Source organism: Streptomyces tuirus (assembly GCF_014701095.1).
GTDB lineage: Bacteria > Actinomycetota > Actinomycetes > Streptomycetales > Streptomycetaceae > Streptomyces > Streptomyces tuirus.
The window spans coordinates 806,057-830,775 of sequence record NZ_AP023439.1 but is presented as its reverse complement, the minus strand read 5'-3'; the positions used below and the strand labels follow the sequence as shown (position 1 = coordinate 830,775).

General features: G+C 71.8%; 27 protein-coding genes and 1 pseudogene. 10 read left to right on the top strand and 18 right to left on the bottom strand.

Annotation, left to right across the window (positions count from 1 at the left end):
* Positions 1–20: 20 nt before the first annotated feature.
* The 5 genes from IGS69_RS03910 to IGS69_RS03890 all read right to left on the bottom strand — a co-directional run bounded on the left by IGS69_RS03910 (position 21) and on the right by IGS69_RS03890 (position 4,563).
* Positions 21–200, bottom strand: a complete 180-nt coding sequence (locus tag IGS69_RS03910) for a hypothetical protein (protein ID WP_030835374.1) — start codon at positions 198–200, stop codon at positions 21–23.
* Positions 201–280: 80 nt separating this feature from the next.
* Entirely contained in the window at positions 281–1,231 is a 951-nt protein-coding gene (locus tag IGS69_RS03905) for a cytochrome c oxidase assembly protein (protein ID WP_190897007.1), read from the bottom strand.
* A 112-nt stretch (positions 1,232–1,343) separates the two neighbouring features.
* Entirely contained in the window at positions 1,344–2,369 is a 1,026-nt protein-coding gene (locus tag IGS69_RS03900; RefSeq protein ID WP_190897005.1) for a 6-phosphofructokinase, read from the bottom strand.
* A gap of 203 nt (positions 2,370–2,572) precedes the next feature.
* The gene (locus tag IGS69_RS03895; protein ID WP_190897003.1) at positions 2,573–3,301 is read right to left on the bottom strand and encodes a type 1 glutamine amidotransferase; all 729 of its coding nucleotides are present in this window, start codon (positions 3,299–3,301) and stop codon (positions 2,573–2,575) included.
* 23 nt (positions 3,302–3,324) lie between these two features.
* A complete protein-coding gene (locus tag IGS69_RS03890; protein ID WP_190897001.1) occupies positions 3,325–4,563 on the bottom strand; it encodes a MurT ligase domain-containing protein in 1,239 nt (412 codons plus the stop codon).
* 158 nt (positions 4,564–4,721) lie between these two features.
* On the opposite strand from IGS69_RS03890, the gene def reads away from it, so the two are divergent.
* Positions 4,722–5,261, top strand: a complete 540-nt coding sequence (gene def / locus IGS69_RS03885) for a peptide deformylase (RefSeq protein WP_190896999.1) — start codon at positions 4,722–4,724, stop codon at positions 5,259–5,261.
* Between the two features lie 119 nt (positions 5,262–5,380).
* Here def and IGS69_RS03880 read toward each other — a convergent pair whose 3' ends face one another.
* Positions 5,381–6,028 carry a TetR family transcriptional regulator gene (locus tag IGS69_RS03880; RefSeq protein ID WP_190896997.1) on the bottom strand — a complete coding sequence of 216 codons (648 nt, stop codon included), beginning with the start codon at positions 6,026–6,028 and terminating at the stop codon, positions 5,381–5,383.
* Positions 6,029–6,200: 172 nt separating this feature from the next.
* On the opposite strand from IGS69_RS03880, the gene IGS69_RS03875 reads away from it, so the two are divergent.
* Positions 6,201–7,427 carry an acyl-CoA dehydrogenase family protein gene (locus IGS69_RS03875; RefSeq protein WP_190896995.1) on the top strand — a complete coding sequence of 409 codons (1,227 nt, stop codon included), beginning with the start codon at positions 6,201–6,203 and terminating at the stop codon, positions 7,425–7,427.
* Here IGS69_RS03875 and IGS69_RS03870 read toward each other — a convergent pair.
* From IGS69_RS03870 to IGS69_RS03860, 3 genes and pseudogenes are all read right to left on the bottom strand, one after another.
* Entirely contained in the window at positions 7,424–7,945 is a 522-nt protein-coding gene (locus IGS69_RS03870) for a cupin domain-containing protein (RefSeq protein ID WP_190896993.1), read from the bottom strand. The two genes, IGS69_RS03875 and IGS69_RS03870, sit on opposite strands and share 4 nt — an antisense overlap.
* Before the next feature lie 7 nt (positions 7,946–7,952).
* Positions 7,953–8,678: pseudogene (locus IGS69_RS03865) on the bottom strand (cytochrome P450); the annotation flags it as partial.
* 40 nt (positions 8,679–8,718) lie between these two features.
* A complete protein-coding gene (locus IGS69_RS03860) occupies positions 8,719–9,780 on the bottom strand; it encodes a type III polyketide synthase (RefSeq protein ID WP_190896991.1) in 1,062 nt (353 codons plus the stop codon).
* Positions 9,781–9,953: 173 nt separating this feature from the next.
* Between IGS69_RS03860 and IGS69_RS35045 the strand changes: the two genes are divergently transcribed.
* Together IGS69_RS35045 and IGS69_RS03855 are read left to right on the top strand one after the other, a co-directional pair.
* Complete coding sequence (locus tag IGS69_RS35045; RefSeq protein ID WP_332836547.1) at positions 9,954–10,220, top strand: hypothetical protein; 267 nt, start codon at positions 9,954–9,956, stop codon at positions 10,218–10,220.
* A complete protein-coding gene (locus IGS69_RS03855; RefSeq protein WP_332836575.1) occupies positions 10,184–10,621 on the top strand; it encodes a thiaminase II/PqqC family protein in 438 nt (145 codons plus the stop codon). Before IGS69_RS35045 ends, IGS69_RS03855 begins: the two co-directional genes overlap by 37 nt.
* Positions 10,622–10,672: 51 nt before the next feature.
* Here IGS69_RS03855 and IGS69_RS03850 read toward each other — a convergent pair whose 3' ends face one another.
* The 5 genes from IGS69_RS03850 to IGS69_RS03830 form a co-directional block, all read right to left on the bottom strand.
* Complete coding sequence (locus tag IGS69_RS03850) at positions 10,673–10,909, bottom strand: DUF6213 family protein (protein WP_190896990.1); 237 nt, start codon at positions 10,907–10,909, stop codon at positions 10,673–10,675.
* 25 nt (positions 10,910–10,934) lie between these two features.
* Entirely contained in the window at positions 10,935–12,320 is a 1,386-nt protein-coding gene (locus tag IGS69_RS03845; RefSeq protein WP_190896988.1) for an NADP-dependent succinic semialdehyde dehydrogenase, read from the bottom strand.
* 76 nt (positions 12,321–12,396) lie between these two features.
* Positions 12,397–12,855 carry an NUDIX domain-containing protein gene (locus tag IGS69_RS03840; protein ID WP_190896986.1) on the bottom strand — a complete coding sequence of 153 codons (459 nt, stop codon included), beginning with the start codon at positions 12,853–12,855 and terminating at the stop codon, positions 12,397–12,399.
* Complete coding sequence (locus tag IGS69_RS03835; RefSeq protein WP_190896984.1) at positions 12,852–14,390, bottom strand: ATP-dependent DNA ligase; 1,539 nt, start codon at positions 14,388–14,390, stop codon at positions 12,852–12,854. Before IGS69_RS03835 ends, IGS69_RS03840 begins: the two co-directional genes overlap by 4 nt.
* Before the next feature lie 29 nt (positions 14,391–14,419).
* Positions 14,420–15,445 carry an NAD(P)/FAD-dependent oxidoreductase gene (locus tag IGS69_RS03830; RefSeq protein ID WP_190896982.1) on the bottom strand — a complete coding sequence of 342 codons (1,026 nt, stop codon included), beginning with the start codon at positions 15,443–15,445 and terminating at the stop codon, positions 14,420–14,422.
* 77 nt (positions 15,446–15,522) lie between these two features.
* On the opposite strand from IGS69_RS03830, the gene IGS69_RS03825 reads away from it, so the two are divergent.
* From IGS69_RS03825 to IGS69_RS03800, 6 genes are all read left to right on the top strand, one after another.
* The gene (locus IGS69_RS03825; RefSeq protein ID WP_190896980.1) at positions 15,523–16,095 is read left to right on the top strand and encodes a helix-turn-helix domain-containing protein; all 573 of its coding nucleotides are present in this window, start codon (positions 15,523–15,525) and stop codon (positions 16,093–16,095) included.
* A gap of 117 nt (positions 16,096–16,212) precedes the next feature.
* The gene (locus tag IGS69_RS03820) at positions 16,213–17,178 is read left to right on the top strand and encodes an NADPH:quinone oxidoreductase family protein (RefSeq protein ID WP_190896978.1); all 966 of its coding nucleotides are present in this window, start codon (positions 16,213–16,215) and stop codon (positions 17,176–17,178) included.
* Positions 17,175–18,392, top strand: a complete 1,218-nt coding sequence (locus tag IGS69_RS03815; RefSeq protein WP_190896976.1) for an acyl-CoA dehydrogenase family protein — start codon at positions 17,175–17,177, stop codon at positions 18,390–18,392. The genes IGS69_RS03820 and IGS69_RS03815 overlap by 4 nt, the downstream gene beginning before the upstream one ends.
* Entirely contained in the window at positions 18,389–19,462 is a 1,074-nt protein-coding gene (locus IGS69_RS03810; protein ID WP_190896974.1) for an acyl-CoA dehydrogenase family protein, read from the top strand. Before IGS69_RS03815 ends, IGS69_RS03810 begins: the two co-directional genes overlap by 4 nt.
* A gap of 333 nt (positions 19,463–19,795) precedes the next feature.
* Positions 19,796–20,659, top strand: coding sequence for a phosphatidylinositol-specific phospholipase C/glycerophosphodiester phosphodiesterase family protein (locus IGS69_RS03805; RefSeq protein WP_190896972.1), 864 nt, complete (start codon positions 19,796–19,798; stop codon positions 20,657–20,659).
* Positions 20,660–20,781: 122 nt separating this feature from the next.
* The gene (locus IGS69_RS03800; RefSeq protein ID WP_185013539.1) at positions 20,782–20,976 is read left to right on the top strand and encodes a hypothetical protein; all 195 of its coding nucleotides are present in this window, start codon (positions 20,782–20,784) and stop codon (positions 20,974–20,976) included.
* A gap of 1 nt (position 20,977) precedes the next feature.
* Here the strand turns inward: IGS69_RS03800 and IGS69_RS03795 are convergent, their stop codons facing one another.
* The 4 genes from IGS69_RS03795 to IGS69_RS03780 form a co-directional block, all read right to left on the bottom strand.
* The gene (locus tag IGS69_RS03795; RefSeq protein ID WP_190896970.1) at positions 20,978–22,213 is read right to left on the bottom strand and encodes a phosphodiester glycosidase family protein; all 1,236 of its coding nucleotides are present in this window, start codon (positions 22,211–22,213) and stop codon (positions 20,978–20,980) included.
* A gap of 128 nt (positions 22,214–22,341) precedes the next feature.
* On the bottom strand, positions 22,342–23,514 hold the full coding sequence (locus IGS69_RS03790) for a bifunctional class I SAM-dependent methyltransferase/NUDIX hydrolase (protein WP_190896968.1): 1,173 nt from the start codon (positions 23,512–23,514) through the stop codon (positions 22,342–22,344).
* A gap of 3 nt (positions 23,515–23,517) precedes the next feature.
* Entirely contained in the window at positions 23,518–23,916 is a 399-nt protein-coding gene (locus IGS69_RS03785) for a luciferase domain-containing protein (RefSeq protein ID WP_185013545.1), read from the bottom strand.
* A gap of 93 nt (positions 23,917–24,009) precedes the next feature.
* Complete coding sequence (locus tag IGS69_RS03780) at positions 24,010–24,609, bottom strand: N-acetylmuramoyl-L-alanine amidase (RefSeq protein ID WP_190896966.1); 600 nt, start codon at positions 24,607–24,609, stop codon at positions 24,010–24,012.
* Between the last annotated feature and the right edge of the window lie 110 nt (positions 24,610–24,719).

The window sequence follows — 24,719 nt, the reverse complement described above, 5'->3', positions numbered from 1 at the left end:
ACCGGCTGACCGGGGAGTGGTCAGGTGCTGCGCGTGGTGACCACCAGTCCCAGCGTGATCAGACCCAGCACGACCCAGCCGAACCACAGCCACCCGTTGCTGCCGAGCGCCACCGTGTAGGCCGTCACCACGACCAGCCCGCCCAGTGTGAGCGCTCCCATGGTCTTCGTAGAGTTGGAACCGTTCGTGGAACCGGGCATCGCAACACCCTCCTCATGGTTCGGTCCCTCCATGGTGCCCGGCGGACGCCCGGCGCGCACGGCCCGTACCGAAGAGGTCTTCAGCGCCCCTGCGTGTTCAGCGAGGCCAGATAGGCGTTGTACGCCTCCAGTTCCTTGTCCCCGTCGCGCTCGGCGGCCCGGTCCGTGCGCCTGGCCTGCCGCTGGTCCGAGGCGTACCACTGGAACAGCAGGGCCACCAGTACCAGCACGGAGGGGATCTCACTGAACGCCCAGGCGATGCCGCCCGCCGCGTTCTGATCGGACAGCGCCTCGATGCCGAGCGAGCCGGGCGGGTTCTTGAACGTCTCGACCATCGGCTCGGACGCCATCATCAGCGCGATCCCGAAGAACGCGTGGAACGGCATGCCCGCGAACAGCTCCAGCATCCGCATCAGGTAGCCGGGGCGGTGCGGGCCCGGGTCGACGCCCATGATCGGCCAGAAGAACACCAGGCCGACGGCGAGGAAGTGCACCATCATCGCGATGTGGCCCGCCTTGGAGCCCATCAGGGTGTCGAAGAGGGGCGTGAAGTACAGCCCGTACAGGCTCGCGATGAACAGCGGGATCGTGAACGCCGGGTGCGTGACGATCCGCATGTACCGGCTGTGCAGGAACATCAGCAGCAGCTCACGCGGCCCCTTGCGTCCCCGCCCCGCCGGCGGCAGCGCCCGCAGCGCCAGCGTGATCGGCGCGCCGAGCAGGATGAGGATGGGCGACACCATGCTGATGACCATGTGCTGCACCATGTGCACGCTGAACATGACCATGCCGTAGTCGTTCAGCCGGGTGCACATCATGAGCACGACGCTCAGCACGCCGATGGTGAAGGCGACCGTCCGCCCCACGGGCCACTTGTCCCCGCGCCGGACTAGCCGCACGACGCCCCACCCATACAGGGCGAGCCCGGTGAGACAGGCGATGAGGAAAAACGGGTCCGTGGACCACTCCAGCCCTCGCCCCAGCGTGAACGGCGGCAGATCCATGGTCATGCCGTGCCCGCTGTGATCCATTCCGCCGGCTCCTGTTTCGTGGGGGTGTGCAGCAAGTTGTCCGCCCACAAGAGTAGAACCGCCCCCGGTCGCGGCTACGACCGGGGGCGGTTCGGCGGTGACTACGGCAACCTCAGAGAACGGTCTCCGCCTCGGCGTACCGCTCGTCCGGCACGGTCTTCAGCGTCTTGACGGCCTCGGCCAACGACACCATCACTATGTCGGTCCCGCGCAGCGCCGTCATCTGCCCGAACTCTCCGCGGTGCACGGCCTCCACCGCATGCCACCCGAACCGCGTGGCCAGCACCCGGTCGTAGGCGGTCGGCGTGCCGCCCCGCTGCACATGCCCGAGGATCACCGGCCGGGCTTCCTTCCCCAGCCGTCCCTCCAGCTCCACGGACAGCTGCCGGGCGATCCCGGCGAACCGCTCGTGCCCGTAGATGTCCTTGCCGCCCTCGTCGAACTCCATGCTCCCGGCGCGAGGCTTCGCCCCCTCCGCCGCCACCACGATCGCGAAGCGCTTGCCCGCCTCGAACCGCTCGCCGACCCGGCGGGTCAGCTCCTCTATGTCGAAGGGCCGCTCGGGCACCACGATGGCGTGCGCGCCGGCCGCCATGCCGGAGTGCAGCGCGATCCAGCCGGTGTGCCGGCCCATGACCTCGACGACCAGGACCCGCTGGTGGGACTCGGCGGTGGTCTTCAGCCGGTCCAGGGCCTCGGTCGCCACACCCACGGCCGTGTCGAAGCCGAAGGTGACGTCCGTGACCGCGATGTCGTTGTCGATGGTCTTCGGCACGCCCACGACGGGCAGACCACTGTCCGACATCAGCCGGGCGGCCTTGAGCGTGCCCTCGCCGCCGATGGGGATGATCGCGTCGAGGCCGAGCTCCTCGACATGGCCCCTGGCCCGCTCCACACCGTCCCGCAGATGGGAGGGCTGGACCCGGGAGGACCCGAGAATCGTGCCGCCGCGGGCGAGGATGCCACCCACCGCGTCGAGGTCGAGCTTGAGGTAGTCGCACTCCAGGAGGCCCTTCCAGCCGTCCCGGAAGCCGATGACCTCGTCGCCGTGGTCGACGACGGCACGGTGCACGACGGACCGGATGACGGCGTTCAGGCCGGGGCAGTCGCCGCCGGACGTGAGGACACCAATGCGCATAGCCCGAAATACCTTCTCAACGTGGGCCGGGGACCGGACCACGTTGTCCGGCTGGAATCCCCGCCACCCTAGCGGCATCGAGGGCCCGGACCGAAGCACGCGTCCGCCTGCTGGACGACCCCGCTCACCTGTGCGGATGGCCCGACAGACGGGCTGTTGACCAGCAGGTTGACGCGTGCTCGCTGCACGCTGCCCGGACGCGGTCAGGCAGGCTGCTGAGCAGCCGCGATGCGTTCGTTGCGGAGGGCCTCGTACCACTGGTCGTCGGTCGGCGGCAGCGCGTTGACGTCGAGGGCCAGCTTCAGCAGCAGGTCCGCGATCAGCGGGTTGCGCGCGAGCACCGGCCCGTGCATGTACGTGCCGAAGACGGTGTCGTTGTACGCGCCCTCCGTGCCGTCGCCCGTGCCGTTGCCGTTGCCGAAGCGCACCTGGGCGAGCGGGCGGGCGGTGGGGCCGAGGTGGGTGACGCCCTGGTGGTTCTCGAAGCCGGTCAGCGGGGGCAGGCCGAGGCGGGCGTCGACGTCGCCCAGCACGTCACCGACGCACCGCGCGCCCTCGCCGCGCGTCGACACCACGTCCAGCAGACCGAGGCCGGGCTCGCGCTGGCCGAGGTCGTTGATGAACTCGTGCCCGAGGATCTGGTAGCCGGCGCACACCGAGAACACGATGGCGCCGTTCTCCACGGCCCGCTGCAGTCCGCCGTCCCGGCGCAGCCGCTCGGCGGCGAGCCGCTGCGGCCGGTCCTCGCCGCCGCCGATCAGGTAGATGTCGCCGGAGGTCGGGATCGGCTGGTCGCTACGCACGTCCAGCCGGGCCACGTCCAGGCGGCGCTGGCGCGCCCGGCGCTCCACGACGAGGACGTTGCCCTGGTCGCCGTAGGTGCTGAGCAGGTCGGGATAGATCCAGACGACCCGCAGTTGGTTGTCGCTCACAAAAGTCCCCTGACGTCTCGTGCTCAGTTGCCGACGCGGCGGCGCAGGTCCTGGAACGCCGTGTAGTTGGCGATGACCTCGATGCGCCCCGGCGGACACGCCGCCACGGCCTGGTCGAGGTTGTCGTAGACCTGGAAGTGCTGGTCGGCGACCTCCAGGCGCACCGCCAGGTCCAGTCGCCGGTCGCCGACGACGCAGATCGGGTGGCCGGTCAGGCGCGTGTAGTCAACGTCCCACAGCCAGGAGGTGTCGGTGCCGTCGGCGCCGCGCGCGTTCACGGAGAGGATGACCGGCGTGGGCGGCGGGTCGATCAGGGAGAACGTCTCCAGCCAGCCGGCCGGGTTCTTCGCGAGCAGCAGTCGCAGGTCACGGCCCTGGAACTGGACGACGTCGTAGCGCCCGGCCACCGCCTGCACCTGGTACATGCGCTCCAGCGCGACCTGCGGCGGCACGCCGAACACGGCGGCGACGGCGGCCGAGGAGGCGGCGTTGGCCTTGTTGGCGCGGCCGGGCAGCTGGAGGTGGATCGGCCAGGCCGAGCCGTGCGGGTCGAGGACGTGGTCGTTGGAGAGCGCCCAGCTCGGCGTGGGACGGCGGAAGCCGCACTCGCCGCAGAACCAGTCGTCGCCCGGGCGCTGCATGACGCCACCGCACGACGGGCAGGACCAGGCGTCGTCCTTCCACATCTGGCCGGCTGCGACCCAGATCACATTGGGGGAGGACGACGCCGCCCACACCACCAGCGGGTCGTCGCAGTTGGCCACGACCACGGCCTTGGAACCCGCGAGTCCCTCCCGCCAGTTCTCGGCGAGCATACGGGTCTCGGCGGCCCGGTCGAGCTGGTCGCGCGAGAGGTTGAGCAGGGCGATGCACTTCGGGGCGGTGTCCCGGGCGACGCCTGCCAGGTACTTCTCGTCGACCTCGATGACGCCGTAGCGGGCGTCGGAGCTGCCGGCGAGGGCCGAGGTGATGCCGGCCGGCATGTTGGCGCCGAGCGCGTTGGAGACGACGGGGCCCGCCGCGCGCAGTGCCTCGGCGATGAGCCGGGTCGTGGTGGTCTTGCCGTTCGTCGCGGAGACCAGGATCACGTCCAGGTTCTGGGCGAGCCGGGCGAGGAGGTCGGGGTCGAGTTTCAGCGCGACCCGGCCGCCGATCACCGAACCGCTGCCGCGCCCTGCGGCGCGTGATGCCGCCGCGACCGCCTTGCCCGCGGTCACGGCCAGCTTGGCCCGCGGCGAGAGCGGGTCCGAGTTGCCTGCCATCAGTTCTCGATCCTCCTTGCGTACGCGCCGCGCCCTGAAGCCTGACGGCCACGTGGTGTGGACCTCAGCCTATCGAGATCCATTCGCACTCCCGAACCGTGGCACTGTGGCGAACTCGTGTGGGAGACGCGGACCGACAGGACCTTACTCTTGCCGCCATGCGACAGAGCTCCATCCCCGGCGCCCACGGCCGCGTGAGACCCCTCACCCTGCACGGCGATCCGCTCCTGCACACCCCCTGCGCGGAGGTCACCGACTTCGGCCCCGAACTGGCCCGGCTCGTCGAGGACTTGTTCGCGACGATGTACGCCGCCCAGGGCGTCGGACTCGCCGCCAACCAGGTCGGCGAGTCCCTGCGGGTGTTCGTCTACGACTGCCCCGACGACGAGAACGTCCGGCACGTGGGCCATGTGATCAATCCCCGCCTGGCCGAAAAGGACGGCGTGGTGATCCGGGGCCCGGAGGGCTGCCTGTCCCTGCCGGGCCTGGAAGCGGGCACGGAACGCCACGACCACGCGGTCGTCGAGGGCTTCACGATGACCGGCGACCCCGTCACGGTCCACGGCACGGGCTTCTTCGCCCGCTGCCTGCAGCACGAGTGCGACCACCTGGAGGGCCGGATCTACGCGGACCATCTCACGGGCTGGCGCCACCGCAAGCTGATGCGGCAAGTGGCCCGGGCTTCTTGGAACCCCTGAGCGCCATCGCCTCAGGGCACCGGGGCGCCCGGGCTCTTGGAGCGCCCGGGCGGCAACGCCTCAGGGGCGCGGGCAACTGCGCGAACAACCCCCACCGGCCCGCACGCGACGAACGACGGTCAGAACCCCGGCCCCCCGACCCGATCTCCCGCAGCCGCAAGCCGCCCCCACAAAAGATCAGCCAGGCTCCGCACCAACTCCGCCCGGGAACAGGGACGTTCCCCCAGCCACCAGTCCCCGGCCGCATGCATCATGCCGACGATCCCGTGCCCCCACACCCGCGCCAGCTGCTGCCCGCCCGGTCCGAGATCCAGCCGTTCCTCGATGACCTGCGCCAGCTCCTCGCCCATCCGCCGCAGCAACGGCGCGCTGTGCTTGCCGACATCGAACCCCTGGTCGCCGCCGGGCTGGCTCCCCTCCGCCGGGTGCATCAGGAACCGGTACACCTGGGGCCGCAGCTCGATCGCCGTGAGGTAGGTGTCCAGGGTCGCCTCGACCCGCTCCCGCCGGTCCGCCGGCGCGTCCAGCGCCGCCCGGAGCGAGTCCAGCAGCGCCTCGGTGTGTCGCATGGCAAGGGCCGCGTAAAGTCCGCCCTTGTCGCCGAAGTGGCGGTAGAGAATCGGCTTGGTGATGCCGGCTTCCGCCGCGATCGCGTTCATCGAGGCCTGCGGGCCGTCGCGCAGCACCACTCGGTCGGCGGCCTCCAGCAGCTCACGCCGGCGGCGGTCGGCGGACCGTTGCTGATCGGTCCGCTGCGTGGTGTCCATGGTCTCTCCCCACCCGTGCTGTTTCGATGACGCCTGCGCAAACTAGCACTGAAGCATGCCCAGGACACCGAACGGGTGCCGACCGGTCGGTAGGAGTTGACTTCCACTACCCGTCGGTAACAGACTGCTGTTACCGCAAGTAACATGCATGTGTGCCGCTGGAGGGGACGACATGGCCGAGTTCACCATGGAGCTCAACGACGAACAGAAGGAGGTCCGGGACTGGCTGCACGGCTTCGCGGCCGATGTGATCCGCCCCGCGGCCGCCGAATGGGACGAGCGTGAGGAGACTCCCTGGCCGGTCATCCAGGAAGCCGCCAAGGTCGGCATCTACTCCCTGGACTTCTACGCCCAGCAGTACTTCGACGCGACCGGACTCGGCATCCCCATGGCGATGGAGGAGCTGTTCTGGGGCGACGCGGGCATCGCCCTGTCCATCGTCGGCACCGGCCTCGCCGCCGTGGGCGTCCTCGCCAACGGCACCGAGGAGCAGATCGGCACCTGGATCCCCCAGATGTACGGCGACGCCAACGACGTCAAGGTCGCCGCGTTCTGCTCCTCCGAGCCCGACGCCGGCTCCGACGTGGCCTCCATGCGCACCCGGGCCGTGTACGACGAGGCCAAGGACGAGTGGGTGCTCAACGGCACCAAGACCTGGGCGACCAACGGCGGCATCGCCAACGTCCACGTCGTCGTCGCGGTCGTCGACGCCGAGCTCGGCTCGAAGGGGCACGCCTCCTTCATCGTCCCGCCGGGTACGCCGGGGCTCGCCCAGGGGCAGAAGTTCAAGAAGCACGGCATCCGCGCCTCGCACACCGCCGAGGTCATCCTCGACAACGTGCGCGTTCCCGGCTCCTGCCTGCTCGGCGGCAAGGAGAAGCTGGACGAGCGGCTGGCCCGCGCGCGGGAGAAGGCGAAGCAGGGTGGGGAGAGGGTGAAGAACGCGGCCATGGCCACGTTCGAGGCCTCCCGCCCGGCGGTCGGCGCCATGGCGGTCGGCACCGCCCGGGCCGCCTACGAGGTCGCCCTCGACTACGCCACGACCAGGGAGCAGTTCGGTCGGCCGATCATCGACAACCAGGGTGTCGCCTTCCAGCTGGCGGACATGCGGACGTCCATCGACGCGGCCCGGCTGCTGGTGTGGCGCGCGTCCTGGATGGCGGTCAACGGCAAGCCGTTCACGGCGGCCGAGGGCTCGATGTCCAAGCTGTTCGCGAGCGAGACGGCCAAGAAGGTCACGGGCCAGGCGATCCAGATCCTCGGCGGCAACGGCTACACCCGGGAGTACCCCGTCGAGCGGATGCACCGCGACGCGGCCATTTACACCATCTTCGAGGGCACGAGCGAGATCCAGCGCCTGGTCATCGCCCGCACCCTCGCCGGTGTGCCGATCCGCTAACGGTGTCGGAGCGGCGTCAGCTGCTCGATGTCATAGCGCGCCCGCAGTTCCCGGATCGCCGCCTGGTCCGGCGGGCCCCCGCCGTCGAGGATCTCCAGCAGTTCCTCGAAGTACCGCTCGTGGTCCGGCGGCGGGCTCGCCTGGAAGAACAGCTTGGCCGGGGTGTCCGTCGGGTTGGCGAAGGCGTGCGGGCACCCCGGGGGTACGACGATCACCGTCCCCGGAGTCGCCCGCACCACCCGGTTGCCCGAGGCGGACTCCCACCTCTGCCAGCGGTCGGGCGTGCGGATCCGCGGCTCGAACGCGAGGACGTCCAGCTCGCCCTCGAGCACGTAGAACAACTCCTCGCTGCGCGTGTGCACATGGGCGCCGACGTCGAAGCCCGGCGGCACGACCACCTCGAACGTGGAGGCCACACGCGAGTACGTGCCGGTCACCTTGAAGGTGACGTGCTGTGCGGGGGTCTGCATGATCCGGCCCTGGCCGGGCGGGACGAGCAGCCCCTCGGTCGCCGTCATCGCCGTCTCACCACGTCACGGGCAGGGTCTCGGGCCCGGACAACCGCGTGCCCTTCCCGAACGGCACGTCCTCGGCCGGGACGGCGAGCCGCAGGCCCGGCACGCCGTCGAGGAGCGCGTCCACCAGGAGCTCCGCCGCCAGCCGGGCCGGCATGGCGTCCTCCCCGACGATCCGGGACAGCCCGACCGCGTCGGGGTGCAGGAGCGGGCGCAGCAGTTCGTCGATGGCCCGGGGGCGGATCTCCGGTTCGGCGCGCAACCGATCGGCGAGCCCGGGCCGGGCCAGCAGGACGTGAACCATCCGGCCGCTGATGCCCGTGACCGCCTCGCCGTCGATCTGGAGGAGGACCGCGAGTCCGGCCGCCTCGTCCAGGGTCACCTCCTCGCGGCCCACGGCGGCGCCGAGCAGCGAGGCGACGTCCTCGCCCGTGCCGCCCTCGCGCAGCCCGATGAGGTCGGAGAAGTAGGCGCGCATCTCCCTCTCGGCCTTCTCCCTGGCCTCGGCGCCGTGCGAGGCGGACAGGATCTGCCGGGTCCAGGTGTGCATGCCCTGCCGGTCGGCTGCCGGGACGCCCATCAGCTCGCAGATCACCGCGACGGGGAACGGGCCGAGCACGGCCTCGCACAGGTCGGCGGGCGGGCCGTCCTGGAGCATCTCGTCGACCAGTTCCGCCAGCATGCGCCGGGACCGCTCGCGCACCCGTGCCACCCCGCGCGCCGTGAACGCGGCAGCCGGCCGGGTGACCTGCCGGTGCACCATCTCTTCCCTCATGTCACCTCGTCTCGTCCGCGCCGTGCCAGCGGCCCAGGGACATCTCGGCGGTGATGCCCGGACCGAACCCGGCGAGCAGCCCGCGCGCCTGGTCCCCGGGGCCGCCGTCGTCGAACAGCCGGCGCAGCGCGTCGAGGACGACGGCGCTGGCGATGTTGCCGTACTCGGTGAGCGTGGCCCGGCTGAAGCGGAAGGCGTGCGGGTCGACGTGCAGGAAGGTGCTGAGGTCGTCGAGGATGCGGGGCCCACCCGCGTGGACGATGTAGAAGTCCAGCCCGGTCGCGTCCCAGCCGTGGTCGGCAGCCAGGTCCTTCAGCACCGGCGCGAGCGGCTCCATCGTCGACGGGACCCGCTTGTCCAGCAGGAAGTGGAAGCCGGTCGCCTTCACGTCGTACATGATCCAGTCGTCGGTCTTGGGGATCAGGTAGGAGCCGTTGCGCTCCAGGCGGACGCCCTCGCCGCCCCGGCCGCGGACCACGGCGGCGGCGACGCCGTCACCGAACAGACCGTTCGACAGCAGCGAGCCGACGCCGATGTCGGTGGGCTGGTAGCACAGCGAGCAGAACTCGCAGGCCACGATCAGCGCGTTGGCCTCGGGATACGCCGTGCAGAAGTCGTGCGCACGGTTGATCGCCGCGCCGCCGGCCGCACAACCCAGCTGGGCCACCGGCAGCTGACGGGTCGTCGGGTCGAAACCCATCTCGTTGATCAGCCACGCCGTGAGCGAGGGCATCATGAAGCCCGTGCACGACACGTAGATGATCAGGTCCACCTCGGTGGTGAGCAGCTCCGCGTCGTCCAGCGCCCGCTGCACGACCGCCGGCACCCGGGCCTTCGCCTCGGCCTCGTAGAGCTTGTTGCGGTCCTCGAACCCGGGGTGCTTCAGCGTCTCCGCGATGGGCTGCACGATGTGCCGCGTGCGCACACCGGTGTTCTGTATCAGCCGGAGGGCCAGCGGCAGTTGGGGGTGGCCGGCGTGGCGCTCCCGCGCCAGCTCCAGCGTCTCCTCCATCGTGATCACGTGCTCTGGGACGGACACCGAGGGTCTGCACAAAGTCGCCATGAACCGCGCCTGCTTTCGCCTCCCGGAAGGCCCTTCGGCCCCGGTCAGAAGGTGGTTCACCTCAAGGGTGGTCCACCTACGATCACCCGCCCGTTCGCCGACTTCGCGCCGGACTACTCCGTACAGGGATGCCGTGCCAGGCTCGTCATGACACTGCGACGACGGAGGACGCGATGACGCACCCGGCCCGGGCCCTGCTGGAGACGACGACCGCGGCCCTCGCCCCCGATCCGCGGGCCAATGAGCTGGTCCCCCGGATCGCCGACGGCACGGCTCCCCTCACCACACTCGCCGCGCTGGCCCTGGAGCAGACCCGGGTGATTCCCGCGGACCGCAGGGCGTTCGCGTTCCTGGCGGAGCGCGGAAAGCGACCGACCCGGAGGCCGCGGGCTACTTCACGGCGCTGGCCGAGGGCGAGGCGCTGGCGGGTGAGCGGCTGACGGCGTTCACCCGAGCGTGCGGCGTGGACGAGCGGGGGGAGGCGTCGTACGAGCCCCTGCCCGGCTGCCAGGCATACCCCGCGTACGTGGCCTGGCTGGCCCTGAACGCCTCACCGGCGGACGTGGTCCTTGCGCTGACGGCCAACTTCTCGGCGTGGGGCGGCTATTGCGCGACGATCGCGACCGCGCTGCGGGAGCGGTACGGCTTCACCGAGGAGGCCTGCGCCTTCTTCGACTTCTTCGCGCAGCCGGCACCGGAGCTGGACCGGCTGGCGGTGGCGGCGGTGGAGGCGGCCCTGAACGCCGGTCGCCTCGACAAGGAGCGAGCACACGAATACGGCCGTCTCCTGCAGCACTACGAGGCGAGCTTCTGGTCGGCACTCAGTGGCGTGAGCCCCTAGGGGCGCGGGGAACCGCGCGAGCGGCCGCGGACCGCCCGCACCCGCCGGCGCTTACGTCGCCGTCCCACTGCTGTGCGCGATACACGCCACATCGATGCGATCGGCCAGTTTCGCCAGCTCGATGGCCAACTCGGCCACCGTGTCCTCGTCCAGCCCCGACTCCCCGCCCTCCACGAGCCGCACCCACCGGCCCCCCACCGTCCGCAAGAGTTTGCTGACATCCGCGGCAGACACCTGCAAGGCCCCGCGGTCGTCGACGATCAGAGGCAGAGTCACTTCGCGGTTCACAGACGGGATCGTAGCCCCGCAACACTCACGCACCATGCCAAACAGTGGTGATGTTGCAGAACTCCCGGATTCCGTGCCCGGACAGCTCACGTCCGTACCCGGACCGCTTCACACCGCCGAACGGGAACGCCGGATGGGACGCGGTCATGCCGTTGAAGAACACGCCGCCGGCCTCCAGGTCCCGTACGAAGCGGTCGACCTCCTCTTCGTCCCGCGTCCAGACGTTCGAACTCAGCCCGAACGGAGAGTCGTTCGCGATCAGCACGGCCTCGTCCAGGTCGGCCGCCCGGTACAGCGTCGCGACCGGCCCGAACGCCTCCTCCCGGTGGATCCGCATCTCGCGGGTGATGCCGGCGAGGACCGACGGCGTGTAGTACCAGCCGGGTCCGTCCGGCCGTTCGCCACCGCACAGCACCTGCGCTCCACCGCGTACGGCGTCGTCGACCAGTTCCTCCACATCGCGCAGCCCCTGCTCGCTGGCGAGCGGCCCGACCTCGGTGTCGTCGGCCATGGGGTCGCCGACCTTCAGCGCCTTCATGCCCGCGGTGAACCGCTCGGCGAAGGCGTCGTAGACGTCCGTGTGCACGATGAACCGCTTCGCGGCGATGCAGGACTGCCCGTTGTTCTGCACCCGCGCGGTCACCGCGACCTTGGCGGCCCGGTCGATGTCGGCGGACGGCATGACCACGAACGGGTCACTGCCGCCCAGCTCCAGCACCGTCTTCTTGATCATCTCTCCGGCGGTGGAGGCGACCGCCCGGCCCGCCGGCTCGCTGCCGGTGAGCGTGGCGGCCTTGACCCGCTCGTCGCGCAGGATCTCGTCGACCGCGCCGGAGCCGATCAGCAGGGTCTGGAAGGTGCCCTCGGTGAAGCCCGCCCGGTGGAAGAGATCCTCCAGGTAGAGCGCGGTCTGCGGGACGTTCGAGGCGTGCTTGAGCAGACCCACGTTGCCTGCCATCAGGGCCGGCGCGGCAAAGCGGATCACCTGCCACAGCGGGAAGTTCCAGGGCATCACCGCGAGCACCGGACCGAGCGGCCGGTAGCGGACCCGCACGCGTGAGGCGCCGGAGTCCTTCACGTCGGAGTCGGCGGGTTCCTCGTCGGCGAGGAGTTCCTCGGCGTGGTCGGCGAACCAGCGCATCGCCTTGGCGCACTTCGCCGCCTCGGCCCGGGCCTGCTGGATCGGCTTGCCCATCTCGGTGGTCAGCACGCGGGCGATGTCCTGCTGATCCTCGTCGAGGAGGTCGGCGGCCCGGTGCAGCAGCCGGGCGCGCTCGTCGAAGGTCGTCGTCCGGTACGTGCGGAACGTGGCCTCGGCGAGCTGGAGCCGGCGCTCGATCTCCTGCTCTCCCATGGCCTCGTACGTCTTGAGCGTCTCGCCGTTCGCCGGGTTCACCGTTGCGATGGGCATGACCGACCTCCCTCGGAGCGGGCTGTGTCTCGACCTTCCCGCGCGGCGGAGGGAACCGCAACGCGGAAGCGTCTCCTCAGGGCGAGTGCTCCGCCAGCCGGTCGAGAAACGCCACCTGGGCCTTGACGATCACCGACCGGGCCCGGTCGAGGCCGAACCAGGCCACCCGGTCGACTTCCGGGAACTCCTGGAGCCGCCCCGACCTCGGCGGCCACTCCATGCGGAAGGTGCCGGGCGTGATCGTCGCCGGGTCGAGGTCCGCCCGGATCGCCCAGACCTTGACGATCTTGCCGCCTGTCTGCCGGACCTCGCCGAGGTCGATGGCCTCGCCGTCGGGCGGGGGCACGCCCAGTTCCTCCTGGAACTCGCGGCGGGCGGCCTCCCAGGCGGGCTCGTCCGGCTCGTACTCGCCCTTGATCACGGTCCACGCCCCGGCGTCGCGCCGGGCGAAGAACGGGCCGCCCATGTGGCCGAGCAGCACCTCGAGGCCGTTGTCGCCGGGGTGGAAGAGCAGCAGACCGGCGCTGCGCTTCACGGCGTCACCTCCGGGTGCGCGGCGAGCAGCGTCTCGACCGTGTCGGCGTCCTCGGGGCGCTTGTCCTCCCGGTAGCGGACGACACGGGCGAAGCGGAGGGTGACGCCGGCCGGGTAGCGGGTGGAGCGCTGCAGCCCGTCGTAGGCGATCTCGACGACGAGTTCGGGGCGGACTCGCACCACGTGGTCGTCGGCCTCGACGGCCAGCTGCTGGAGGCGTTCGGTCTGCCAGGTGAGCAGCGCGTCGGTCATGCCCTTGAACGTCTTGCCGAGCATGGCGAGGCCGCCGTCGGCGGTGCGGGCGCCGAGGTGGAGGTTGGAGAGCTTGCCGGTGCGGCGGCCATGGCCCCACTCGGCGGCCAGGACGACCAGGTCGAGGGTGTGGACAGGCTTGACCTTCAGCCAGGAGGCGCCGCGCCGGCCCGCGCTGTAGGGGGCGTCGAGCGCCTTGGCGACGACGCCCTCGTGGCCGCGCTTCAGGGTCTCGGCGAGGAACTCCTCCGCCGTGGGCGTGTCGTCCGGCCCGGACACCAGGGTGCGCCGCACCCGCATCGGCTCGGGCACCAGCCGGGCCAGTTCGGCGTGCCGCTCGGCGAACGGCAGGTCGAGCAGGTCGTGGCCGTCGACGGACAGCGCGTCGAAGAAGACGGGGGAGACCGGCACGGCTCGGGCGGCGGTCGCCACGTCCGTGCGGGAGCCGACGCGGCCGGCGGTCTCCTGGAACGAGCGCGGGCGCCCGGCCTCGTCGAAGGAGATCACCTCGCCGTCCAGGATGAACCGCTCGCCCCCCAACTCCAGCGCGGCCGCCGTCACTTCGGGCAACCGGTCGGTGATGTCGTCGAGGGTGCGGGTGTAGAGCCGTACGGTGTCGCCGTCCCGGTGCACCTGGACGCGGATGCCGTCCAGCTTCTCCTCGACCGCGCAGGCGCCCAGCTTGTCCACCGCCTCGGCCACCGAGGAGGCGCTGTGCGCGAGCATCGGCCAGACCGGACGGCCGACGGTGAGGCGGAAGCGGTCGAGGGCGGCGGGGCCGTCCGCGAGCAGGGCCTGCGCGACCGTCTGGAGGGAGCCCGCGAGCATCACGGCCCGCCGTACGTCCGCGGGCGGCGCCCCGGTCGCCTGGGCGAGCCCTTCCACCGCCACGGCGTCCAGGGCGCCCTGCCGCACCTCCCCGGTGAGCAGCCCGAGCAGGAAGCGCTGCTCGTCCTCGGTGGCGGCGCCCATCAGCTCCCCGACCAGCCGGGCCCGTTCGGCCTGGGAGCCCGGTCCTGACACCTTGGCGAGCTCGGCCAGTCTCGCGTCCACTTCCCGCACGGTCAGGCCCGGCTCGGCCGCCGGTTCGACCGGGCGGCTCAGCACCTTCCAGCCGACGCCGATCCGCCCTTGTGGCAGCCGTCCCGCCAGGTACGGGATGACGATCGGCACGTCGTCGGGCTCCGCGTCCCGGAAGAGCTCCGCGAGCAGGGCTGTCTTGCGGGACCGCGCCGAGGTGGCGGCGACCTCCTGGGACACGCGGGCCAGCCGGTGCAGCAGCATGCAGCCATGGTGCACCGGAGGCGATCCCTCTACACCTGGGCGGCCGCGTCGAGGTCGGCCATCAGCAGATCACCGACGATCGCCGACGCCGCCCGGTATCCGCCGCTGGCCGCGTGCACGACCTGCTCGGCGAACCCGATCGCGTTGCCCGCGGCCCACACGCCCGGCACGGTCGTCAGGCCGGTCGCGTCGACCACCGGATACGCGCCGAACGGTGTGTCGTGCAGCTCGGCGCCGAGCGATTCCAGCAGGCCGGTCCGCGGAACGGCCCGGGGCGCAAGGAACAGCACCGAGCGCGCGTGCTCCGTGCCGTCCGCGAGGCGGATGCCGGTGAGCCGGTCGTCCTCGACCACCAGCCCCGTGACCTCGCCGGGCACCACCTCCACCCCGGCGGCGGCGAGCCGGCGCAGATCCTCGTCGGACAGCTCCTCCTCGGCCACCGTGTGCAGGAAGAACCGCACATCCTTCGACCACTGGGACACCATCAGCGCCTGGTGCACACTCGCCGGGCTCGACGCCAGCACCCCGAAGGGCTGGTCGCGCACCTCCCAGCCGTGGCAGAACGGGCAGTGCAGCACGTCCCGGCCGAACCGCTCGGCGACCCCGGCGACCGCGGGCAGCTCGTCCTTCAGCCCGGTCGCGACGACCAGCCGCCGGGCCCGCACGGTCCGGCCGCCGGCCAGCACCACGGTGAAGTCCTCTCCCTGCCCCCCGGTGAAGTCCTTGCCCTGCGCCGCGGTGAGGCCCTCACCCTGTGACTCGCTGACGTCCCTTCCCTGGACGCCGGTGAGGTCCTCGCCCCGCGTCACCTCCACCACCCGGTCGCGCACGAGTTCCACGCCGTAGCGCGCGATCTCCTCCCGGCCGAGCGCCAGGAACTCGGCGGGCGGCATGCCGTCGCGTGTGAGGAAGCCCTGCATGTGGGCGGCGGGGGCGTTGCGCGGTTCGCCCGCGTCGACCACCAGCGTGCGGTGCCGGGCCCGCCCCAGCACCAGTGCCGCGGACAGGCCCGCCGCACCTCCGCCGATGACGACCACTGCGTACTTCTCGGTCATGTGACCACCTCCGCTGCCGAGCGTCGCCCCGGCCCTGCGGGATTGACAAACAACTTTGCCGAACCTGCAATACGACCATGACGACGGACGAGGTACTCGCGAGCGTGGGCCCCCGGCTGCGGCAGATGCGCAAGGAACGGGAGGTGACCCTGGCGGCGCTCTCCGAGACCACGGGCATCTCCGTCAGCACCCTCTCGCGGCTGGAGTCCGGCCTGCGTAAACCCAGTCTGGAACTGCTGCTGCCCATCGCGCGCGCTCACAAGGTGGCGCTGGACGAACTGGTCGGCACCCTGCCCCCCGGTGATCCACGCGTGCGGTCGAAGCCGATCGTCATGGGCGGCCGCACCGCCTGGCCCCTCACCCGCCAGCCCGGCGGTCTGCAGGCCTACAAGGTCCTCGAACCCAAGCGCAGGCAGGAGCCGGATCCCCGCACGCACGAGGGCTATGAGTGGCTGTACGTGCTGTCCGGGAGGCTGCGCGTGGTGCTGGGCGAGCACGACGTGGTGCTCACGGCGGGGGAGGCGGCCGAGTTCGACACCCGGGTGCCGCACTGGTTCGGGTCGACGGGGGAGGGGCCCGTGGAGTTCCTCAGCCTGTTCGGGCCACAGGGTGAGCGGATGCATGTGCGGGCCCGGCCGAAGGGCGCGTGACGTACGAGAACCCCCTGCGCGTGACTTTGCCCGGAGACTGTTCCCTGATCGGCAAGCGACCGCTTAGTATGCGAACCGACCCCGGTCAGACGAAGCAGTCCCCCGTGGAGGCCCCGCATGCAGGCATGGCAAGTGCACGAGAACGGCGAGCCGGGCGAGGTGATGCGGCTCGAGAACGTGGAGCCGCCCACGCCCGGTGACGGCCAGGTCCTGCTGAAGGTACGGGCGGCCAACATCAACTTCCCGGACGCCCTGCTCTGCCGCGGCCAGTACCAGGTCAGGCCCCCGCTGCCGTTCACCCCGGGCGTGGAGATCTGCGGTGAGACCGAGGACGGCCGCCGGGTGATCGCCAACCCGGCCCTGCCCCACGGCGGCTTCGCCGAGTACGCCGTCGCGGACGCCGCAGCCCTGCTGCCCGCGCCGGACGCCCTCGACGACGCCGAGGCCGCGGCCCTGCACATCGGCTACCAGACCGGCTGGTTCGGTCTGCACCGCCGGGCCGGTCTTCAGGCCGGCGAGACCCTGCTCGTCCACGCTGCCGCTGGAGGGGTCGGCAGCGCGGCCGTGCAGCTCGGGAAGGCCGCCGGCGCCACCGTCATCGGTGTCGTCGGCGGCTCCGGGAAGGCGGCCGTCGCCCGGGAGCTGGGCTGCGACGTGGTGATCGACCGGCGTTCCGAGGACGTCGTCGCCGCCGTCAAGGAGGCCACCGGCGGCCGAGGGGCCGACGTGATCTACGACCCGGTCGGCGGCGAGGCCTACACCCAGTCCACGAAGGTCGTCGCCTTCGAGGGGCGCATCGTGGTCGTCGGCTTCGCCGGCGGCACGATCCCCAGCCCGGGCCTGAACCACGCCCTGGTGAAGAACTACTCGATCCTCGGCCTGCACTGGGGCCTGTACAACACCAAGCACCCCAAGCTCGTCCAGCACTGCCACGAGCAGCTCACCGAGCTGGCCGCCCGGGGCGCGATCAAGCCGCTGGTGAGCGAGCGCGTGCCGCTCGGCGGGGCGGCCGCCGCCGTGCAGAAGGTGGCGGACGGCCTGACCACCGGCCGCATCGCGGTCGTCCTGGAGGAGACGGCATGACCGACGCCGAGGAACTGCGCAACCGTACCCGGGAGTTGCTGGCCGCCCACCCGCCGGCCTTCACCGACCGTCTTGACTTCCTGCGGGCCCGCTTCGACGCCGGCCTCGCCTGGGTGCACTACCCGGAGGGCCTCGGCGGGCTCGGCGCTCCCCGCTCCCTCCAGGCCGTGGTGGACGCCGAGCTGGAGGCCGCCGGGGCGCCCGACAACGACCCGCGGCGCATCGGCATCGGCCTCGGCATGGCCGCGCCGACGATCCTCCAGTACGGCACCGAGGAGCAGAAGCGGCGCTTCCTCCGGCCCCTGTGGACCGGCGAGGAGGTCTGGTGCCAGCTGTTCAGCGAGCCGGGCGCCGGGTCCGACCTCGCCGCGCTGGGCACCCGGGCCGTCCGTGAGGATGGGGGCCCCTCCCGCTCGAGCGAAGCCGAGAGTGGGGGAGACTGGGTCGTCAACGGGCAGAAGGTCTGGACGTCCAGCGCCCATGTCGCCCGCTGGGCGATCCTCATCGCCCGCACCGACCCGGACGTGGCCAAGCACCGGGGCATCACGTACTTCGTCTGCGACATGACCGACCCGGGTGTCGAGGTGCGGCCGCTGCGGCAGATCACCGGCGAGGCCGAGTTCAACGAGGTGTTCCTCACCGACGTCCGCATCCCGGACGCGGGGCGCCTCGGCGCCGTCGGCGAGGGCTGGAAGGTCGCGCAGACCACGCTGAACAACGAGCGCGTGGCCATCGGCGGCATGCGACTGCCCCGCGAGGGCGGCATGATCGGCCCGATCTCGAAGACCTGGCGCGAGCGGCCCGAGCTGCGCACCCACGACCTGCACCAGCGGCTGCTGAAGCTCTGGGTGGAGTCCGAGGTCTCGCGCCTCACCGCGGAACGGCTGCGTCAGCAGCTCGTCGCCGGCCAGCCCGGCCCCGAGGGCGCCGGCATGAAACTGGCCTTCGCCCGCCTCAACCAGGAGATCAGCGGCCTGGAGGTGGAACTCCTCGGCGAGGAGGGCCTGCTGTACGACGACTGGACCATGCGGCGCCCCGAGCTGGTCGACTTCACCGGCCGCGAGGCCGGCTACCGCTACCTGCGCTCCAAGGGCAACAGCATCGAGGGCGGGACCAGCGAGGTCCTGCTGAACATCGTCGCCGAGCGCGTCCTGGGCCTGCCCGCCGAGCCGCGCACCGACAAGGACGTCGCCTGGAAGGACCTCGCCCGATGAGTGACCTGTTGTACTCGGAAGAGGAAGAGGCGCTGCGCGCCGCGGTCCGCGACCTGCTCACCGACCACTGCGACGCGCCCGGCGTCATCGCCCGCACCGAATCGGACACCCCGCACCACCTGGCCCTGTGGAAGGCCCTCACCGAGGGCATGGGCCTCGCCGGCCTGCTGGTGCCCGAGGAACTCGACGGCCAGGGCGCCACGCACCGCGAAGCCGCCGTCGTGCTGGAGGAACTGGGCCGCGCGGTCGCGCCCGTGCCGTATCTGACGAGCGCGGTCGTCGCCACCGAGGCCCTGCTGGCCTGCGGCACCGACGACCTGCTCCGCGACCTCGCGACCGGCACGAAGATCGGCGCCCTCGCGGTCGCCCTGAACGTCGCACCGGGCGCCGCCTACAAGGCCGTCCGGCACGAGAACGGGCTGCTGCACGGCGAACTCACCGGCATCGCGGACGCGGCCGTCGCGGACGTGCTGCTCGTGCCGGGCGACGACGGCGGTCTGTACGCGGTCGACGCCTCCGCCGCGACCGTCACGCCCCGGCCCTCCCTGGACCTGACGCGGCCGCTCGCGACCGTCACTCTCGACGGCGCGCCGGGCCGGCTGCTGGGCGACGCCGAACCCGGTGTACGCAGGGCCCTGCGCGCCGGCGCCGGGCTGCTCGCCTCCGAGCAGTACGGGCTGGCCGAGTGGGCGCTCACGGAGACCGTCCGCTACCTCAAGGAACGCAAGCAGTTCAACCGGCCCGTCGGCGGCTTCCAGTCGATCAAGCACCGGCTGGCCCAGCTGTGGCTGGAGGTCGTCAACACCCGCGCGGCCGCCCGCAACGCCGCCGACGCGCTGTCGAACGGCGAGGACGTGGACGTGGCCGTCACCGTCGCCCAGGCCTACGCCGCGCCGGTGGCCGTGCACGCCGCCGAGGAGGCCGTCCAACTGCACGGCGGCATCGGCATGACGTGGGAGCACCCCGCGCATCTGTACCTCAAGCGCGCCAAGGCCGACTCGATCGCCTACGGCACGCCGGGCGCCCACCGCGAGGCACTGGCCGCACTGGTCGACCTCCAGGCTCCCTGACGTCCAGCTCCCCAACGCCGTCGAGCCGCGGGGGAAGAGTTCGGCAAGGCCCGTCCCGCGAGGGGCGGGCCTTGCCGTGCGCCTCGGCCGCCCGGGGTGAGCTCTTTCGTGTGCCTCGGCCGCCGGGGGAGAGCTCTTCCGTGTGCCTCGGCCGCCGGGTGCGAACTCTTTCGTGTGCCTCGGTCACCAGGGGCGGGCCCTTTCCCGCGCCCCTGGCGGCGAAGTGAACGAGTGGCGGCCGTCCGGCCAACTCCGTGCGCGAGCCTGCCCGTTGAGCCTGCCCGGGACCCATACTCACAGGGTTCCCGTACGGCACCTCCAGGGAGGCAGAGCATGGCCCTCACCACCCGTCGCACGGCCCTCACCACCCTCGGCGCAGCCCTCGCGGGCTCGATCGCCCTTCCCGCCGCCCCCGCGACAGCGGGCCGGCACACGCCCGGGCCCCGGCCGTTGTGGCGCGCCCACGCCCACAACGACTACGAGCACCCCCGCCCGCTGCTCGACGCCCTCGACCACCGCTTCGGCAGCGTCGAGGCCGACATCTACCTCGTCGACGGCCAACTCCTCGTCGCCCACGACCCGGAGGACCTCGACCCGACCCGCACCCTCGAGTCCCTCTACCTCGATCCGCTCGCCGCCCGCGTGCGCGCCCACCACGGCTCGGTGTACCGGGGCTACCGCGGCTCGCTGCAACTGCTCATCGACATCAAGACCGAGGGCTCCTCGACGTACCGCGAACTCGCCCGCCATCTCCGCCGCTACCGGCACCTGTTCACCACCTGCGCCCGTGGTCGCGTGCACCGCGGGCCGGTCACCGCCGTGATTTCCGGCGACCGCGCGGCCCGCGCCCCCATGGAGGCCCAGACCGTCCGGCACGCCTTCTACGACGGCCGCCTCACCGACCTCGGAAGCCCGGCGCCGGCCTCCTTCATCCCGCTGATCAGCGACAACTGGGCACTCAACTTCACCTGGCAGGGCGTCGGCTCCTTCCCGGACGCCGAGCGGCAGAAGCTGCGGGGCATCGTGAAGGCCGCCCACCGGCGCGGGCAGAAGGTGCGCTTCTGGGCGACTCCGGACCTGGCCGGTCCGGCCCGCGACGCGCTCTGGGGTGAACTGCTCGACGCGGGCGTCGATCACCTCAACACCGACGACCTCGCCGGACTGGAGGCCTTCCTCGACGCCCGCCGGCCGGCTTAGGCGCACAGGAGAACACCACACGTTCGGCGGACAGGTCAGCCGCCCGGACGAACCCTCCGCTACGCCACACTTGCGCCCGAACGTCGTGAACCGGACGTGGCGGCGTGGCGGAGGAGTTGACGATGGCCATTTCCATCTCTGTGGTGCTGCTGCTCGTGATCCTTGCGGTGATCTTCCTGCGCAACGGCGGGCTGAAGGTCTCCCACGCGCTGGTCTGCCTGCTGCTGGGCTTCTACCTGGCCAGCACCAGCATCGCCCCCACCATCCACAGCGGCCTCACCGCGACGGCGGACATCGTCAGCGGCCTGCGCCCCTGAGTCACCCCGAGAACACGCCGATGCCGTTCGGCACGAGACGCTCGGCGCCACCGCTGGGGTGGTTGCGCACGGAGACCGTGCTCGCGCCCGACTTCCGTGCGACCAGGGTCGACGACCCGCCGCCGTCCAGGCTGAAGGCGTCCTGCGAGCCCAGCTTCCGCATGGTGCCGGCGACTTCGGAGATCGTCAGACCGCTGCGGTAGGCGGCGGCTCCGTCCAGCGCGAGCAGCAGCAGACGCCGTCCGTCGTCGGCGATCCCCACGGCCGTACGGACGGCCGACGTCGTGTTGTCGAGGCCCGGCAGCGGCTGCCCGCCCGACAGCACCGGGTAGCCGCCGAGGGCGAGCCGGTACGAGACGCCGTCCGTGGCCGCCACGAGAGCGTGCTCGACCTCGACCGACTCGCCGGTGGAGAACTTGCGCAGCTGCTGGGCGCCCGCCTCCCGGCCGACTAGCACGGTCGTCCCCGCGGCGATGGGACCGCTGCCCGGGGTGTCGGCGGCGGAGACGACCTTGCCGTCGCGGACCGTCACCTCATAGGTGTCCGTGCTGCACGGAGCGGCCCGGTCCGTGTCCGTGCCGCAGGTGGCGCGCACCCGGGAGACGCTGCCCCACTCGGAGGTGAACGCGCCGACGGAACCCACCGGCAGCGCGTACTGGTTGAGCCCGCCCAGAGGCAGCTGCGCCTCGGCCGTGCGGACCGAACCGGCGAGTGTGAGCCGGTCCAGGCGCGCCCGCCCGTCGGTGCCGACGCCGAAGACGTCCTCGGTGGTCGTGCCGGGCGGCAGTGCCGGCCCGAAACGCTGGCCCTTCGGGACCGCCGCCTTGAGCGTCCGCCCGGCCGCGATCGCCGGACCCACGCTCGCCCCGGTCACCTCGACGCCCGGGTGCTGCGTCTCGCTGACGTTGAAGAAGTCACCGTTGACGCCGGCGACCGCGCCCTGGGTGTCCGCCATCGCCGAGACCCGCGCGCGTGAGGCCACGGCCCCCGGGTAGAGCAGATCGACCCGTACCTGCGGGTTACCGAGGTCGACCCTCAGCAGATGTGCGTGCGTCACCCCCTTGGCCGCCTTGATGTCGAACTCCTCGTACGTCACGCCCGGCGCGACCCGTCCGCCCTTCTGGACGGCGGCGGCTGGAGCCGCCCCCGCCAGGGCCGCACCCGTCAGTGCGGCGAACGCCGTGACACACGCCAGTGCCGCTCTGCCCGCTCCCCATCGCCTGCGACGACCTGCCACCGTGCCCCCTGATGCCTCGTCAACTGTCAGGATCCTCAGGGGCAGTGCACCAGACCGCAGCGGTCCGGCAGGGTGGCTGAGCGCGGACTACGCGGGAACGGCTGAAAAAACGCACCCCTCTGGGTGCTTCAGCTGTCGCCCGTTCCGGTGGCGTACGGCGTGAAGTGCGCGGGCGTGTGGTCGATCGGCAGGCCGGGCCGCCAGGCGGTGAGGGCTTGTGCGCTGCACACGAACAGCTCCTCCGGCAGCCGGTCCAAGGCGAACCAGCGCCAGCGGCCCACGCTCTCCCCGGGCTGGTCCGACGGCTCGCCCCGCCAGGAGGTGACGTGGGCGGCCACGGTCATACGGACGACACCGCCCGCGTCGTCCAGCAGCGTCCCGAGCAGCCGGACGTCCTCGGGCCGGGCCACGAGCCCCGTCTCCTCGCCGAGCTCGCGCACGACCGTCTCCCGCAACGACTCCCCGGGTTCCACCGTCCCGCCGGGCAGCTCCCACGTCCCGCGCCGGTGCCGGCCCAGCAGCAGCCCGCGAGGCCCGTACAGGATGGCACCCACCCCGAGCGCGGCGTGTGACAGAGGCGGCTTGTCGACGCGCGGCCTGGAGGAGACCCGGACCGGCCGGGTCACCCGGAAGAGCCGGTAGGAGGCCTGGTTGCCGGCCTCCGGGGCGTCGAGGACGTCGATCCCCTCCACCCGCAGCCCGGACTCGGTGAGCAACGCCGTCCAGAGCTCCGGGGTGAGAACCCACATGTGGACGGTGACCTCACCGCCGCCCGCCAGCCGCAGGATCTCGGGCCGGGCGACCACCCGGTCCGACGGCCCGTCACCATGACTGTTCGTGTGCAGGACCGTGAAGCAGAGCCTGCCACCCGGCCGCAGCGCCCCGGCGAGAGCGGGCAGCAGCCGGCGCGGATCGATGTACGGAACGCCGTTGACCGAGTAGACGACGTCGTACGGCTCGGCCGAGCGCAGCTGGTCCACCGCGTCGCCCAGGACCAGCCGCAGCCCGGGCAGCGAGCCGTAGCGGGCGCGGGCCCGCTCGTACTGTCCGGCCGAGGCGTCGACCGCGTCCACCAGCGCACCGTGGTCCCGGACCAGATGGGCCGCGTGCCGGGCCGGACCACATCCAAGGTCCAGGACCCGCCGGCCCGTCAGCGCCCCCAGCACCTCGCTGCCCGGCCCGCCGCCGTCGAACCCCCAGTCGATCCGAGCTGCCTCGGGCAGCGCCGTGCCCCGTCGAACATGGTGCGCCCCGTACGCGTCCCAGGCCTCGGCGTTGACCGCCTCCGGTTCGTCCGCCAAGGCTCAGCCGCCCGCCACGGCGTCACGCGGCAGCACCGTGACCCGGTGGAAGTTGCACCCGGCGAGCCGCGGCTCGCCGTCGTCGGCGGGCGGGGTCTGATGGGCCTTGAGGGCGATGCTCACCAGGCTCAGCAGCAGGTCGACGTCCGCCTCGCAGTCGAGGTGGACCGTCACCCAGCACGATCCGGGCAGCAGGTGGATCGCACTCGAACCGGCGAGGTCGTAGTGGAAGCGCTGGATGGCCCGGCGGGTGAGGTGGAGGTCCACATCCCGTGCGGAGTGGAAGTGGACGATCTCGTCACGGACGGAACGGAGGGCCCTTCCGGTACCGCAACTCGCCGGGCCCGCCATCAGGTCGGGCCAGGCCTGCAGGCGCTCCATGGCGCGCTGGGCCAGAGTCATGACCCCATCGTCGCCTGCTCACCCGCCCGCAACCAGGGGTTGAGCGATTTGTAACCGGGACGTGAGGTGGACCGCGGGGCCCCGACCAGGCGTTCAGGCGGACTTGACGAGTCTGAGGTAGCGCTTCCAGTCCCAGTGCCGGCCCGGATCGGTGTGGTCGCTGCCCGGTACTTCGTGATGGCCGATGATGTGCGCGCGGTCCTTCGGGATGCCGTACCTCTCGCAGATCGCGGCCGTGAGCCGGGCCGACCGCTCGTACATCACGTCGGTGAAGTACCCGGGCCGGTCCACCCAGCCTTCGTGCTCGATGCCGATGCTGCGGGTGTTGTAGTGCCAGTTCCCCGCGTGCCAGGCGATGTCGGACTCGCGCACGCACTGCGCCACGCGGCCGTCGGAGGAACGCACCACGTAGTGCGCGGACACCTTCTTCTCCGGGTTCCGGAAGACGTTCAGGGTGCCGGACCAGGTCGTCTGCGCCACGTGGATGACCACGTAGTGCAACGGGTGGGCGCGGGGTCGGTTCGACGGCGTGTAGTTGCCGCGGTTCGCCGGCTGCCATGCCGCTCCGGGGTGGTCCACGGTCTGGGGCCCGGCGACCGCCCGAGGGCTGTGGAGCAGGGCCGCCGGGACGGCGGTGAGGGCGGCGGCCGCGAGGATGCCTCGCCTGCTGGGGAGGGGGCTGGTCCGTTGCATGGGTGTGCCTTCCGGGCTCGACGGGAGGGTGTCTCTTGCTCAACTGCGCGGAGCCGCGGCCGTTGCGGTCGCGGCTCGCTGTGATCAAGTTACGGCGCCCGCCGGTCGGT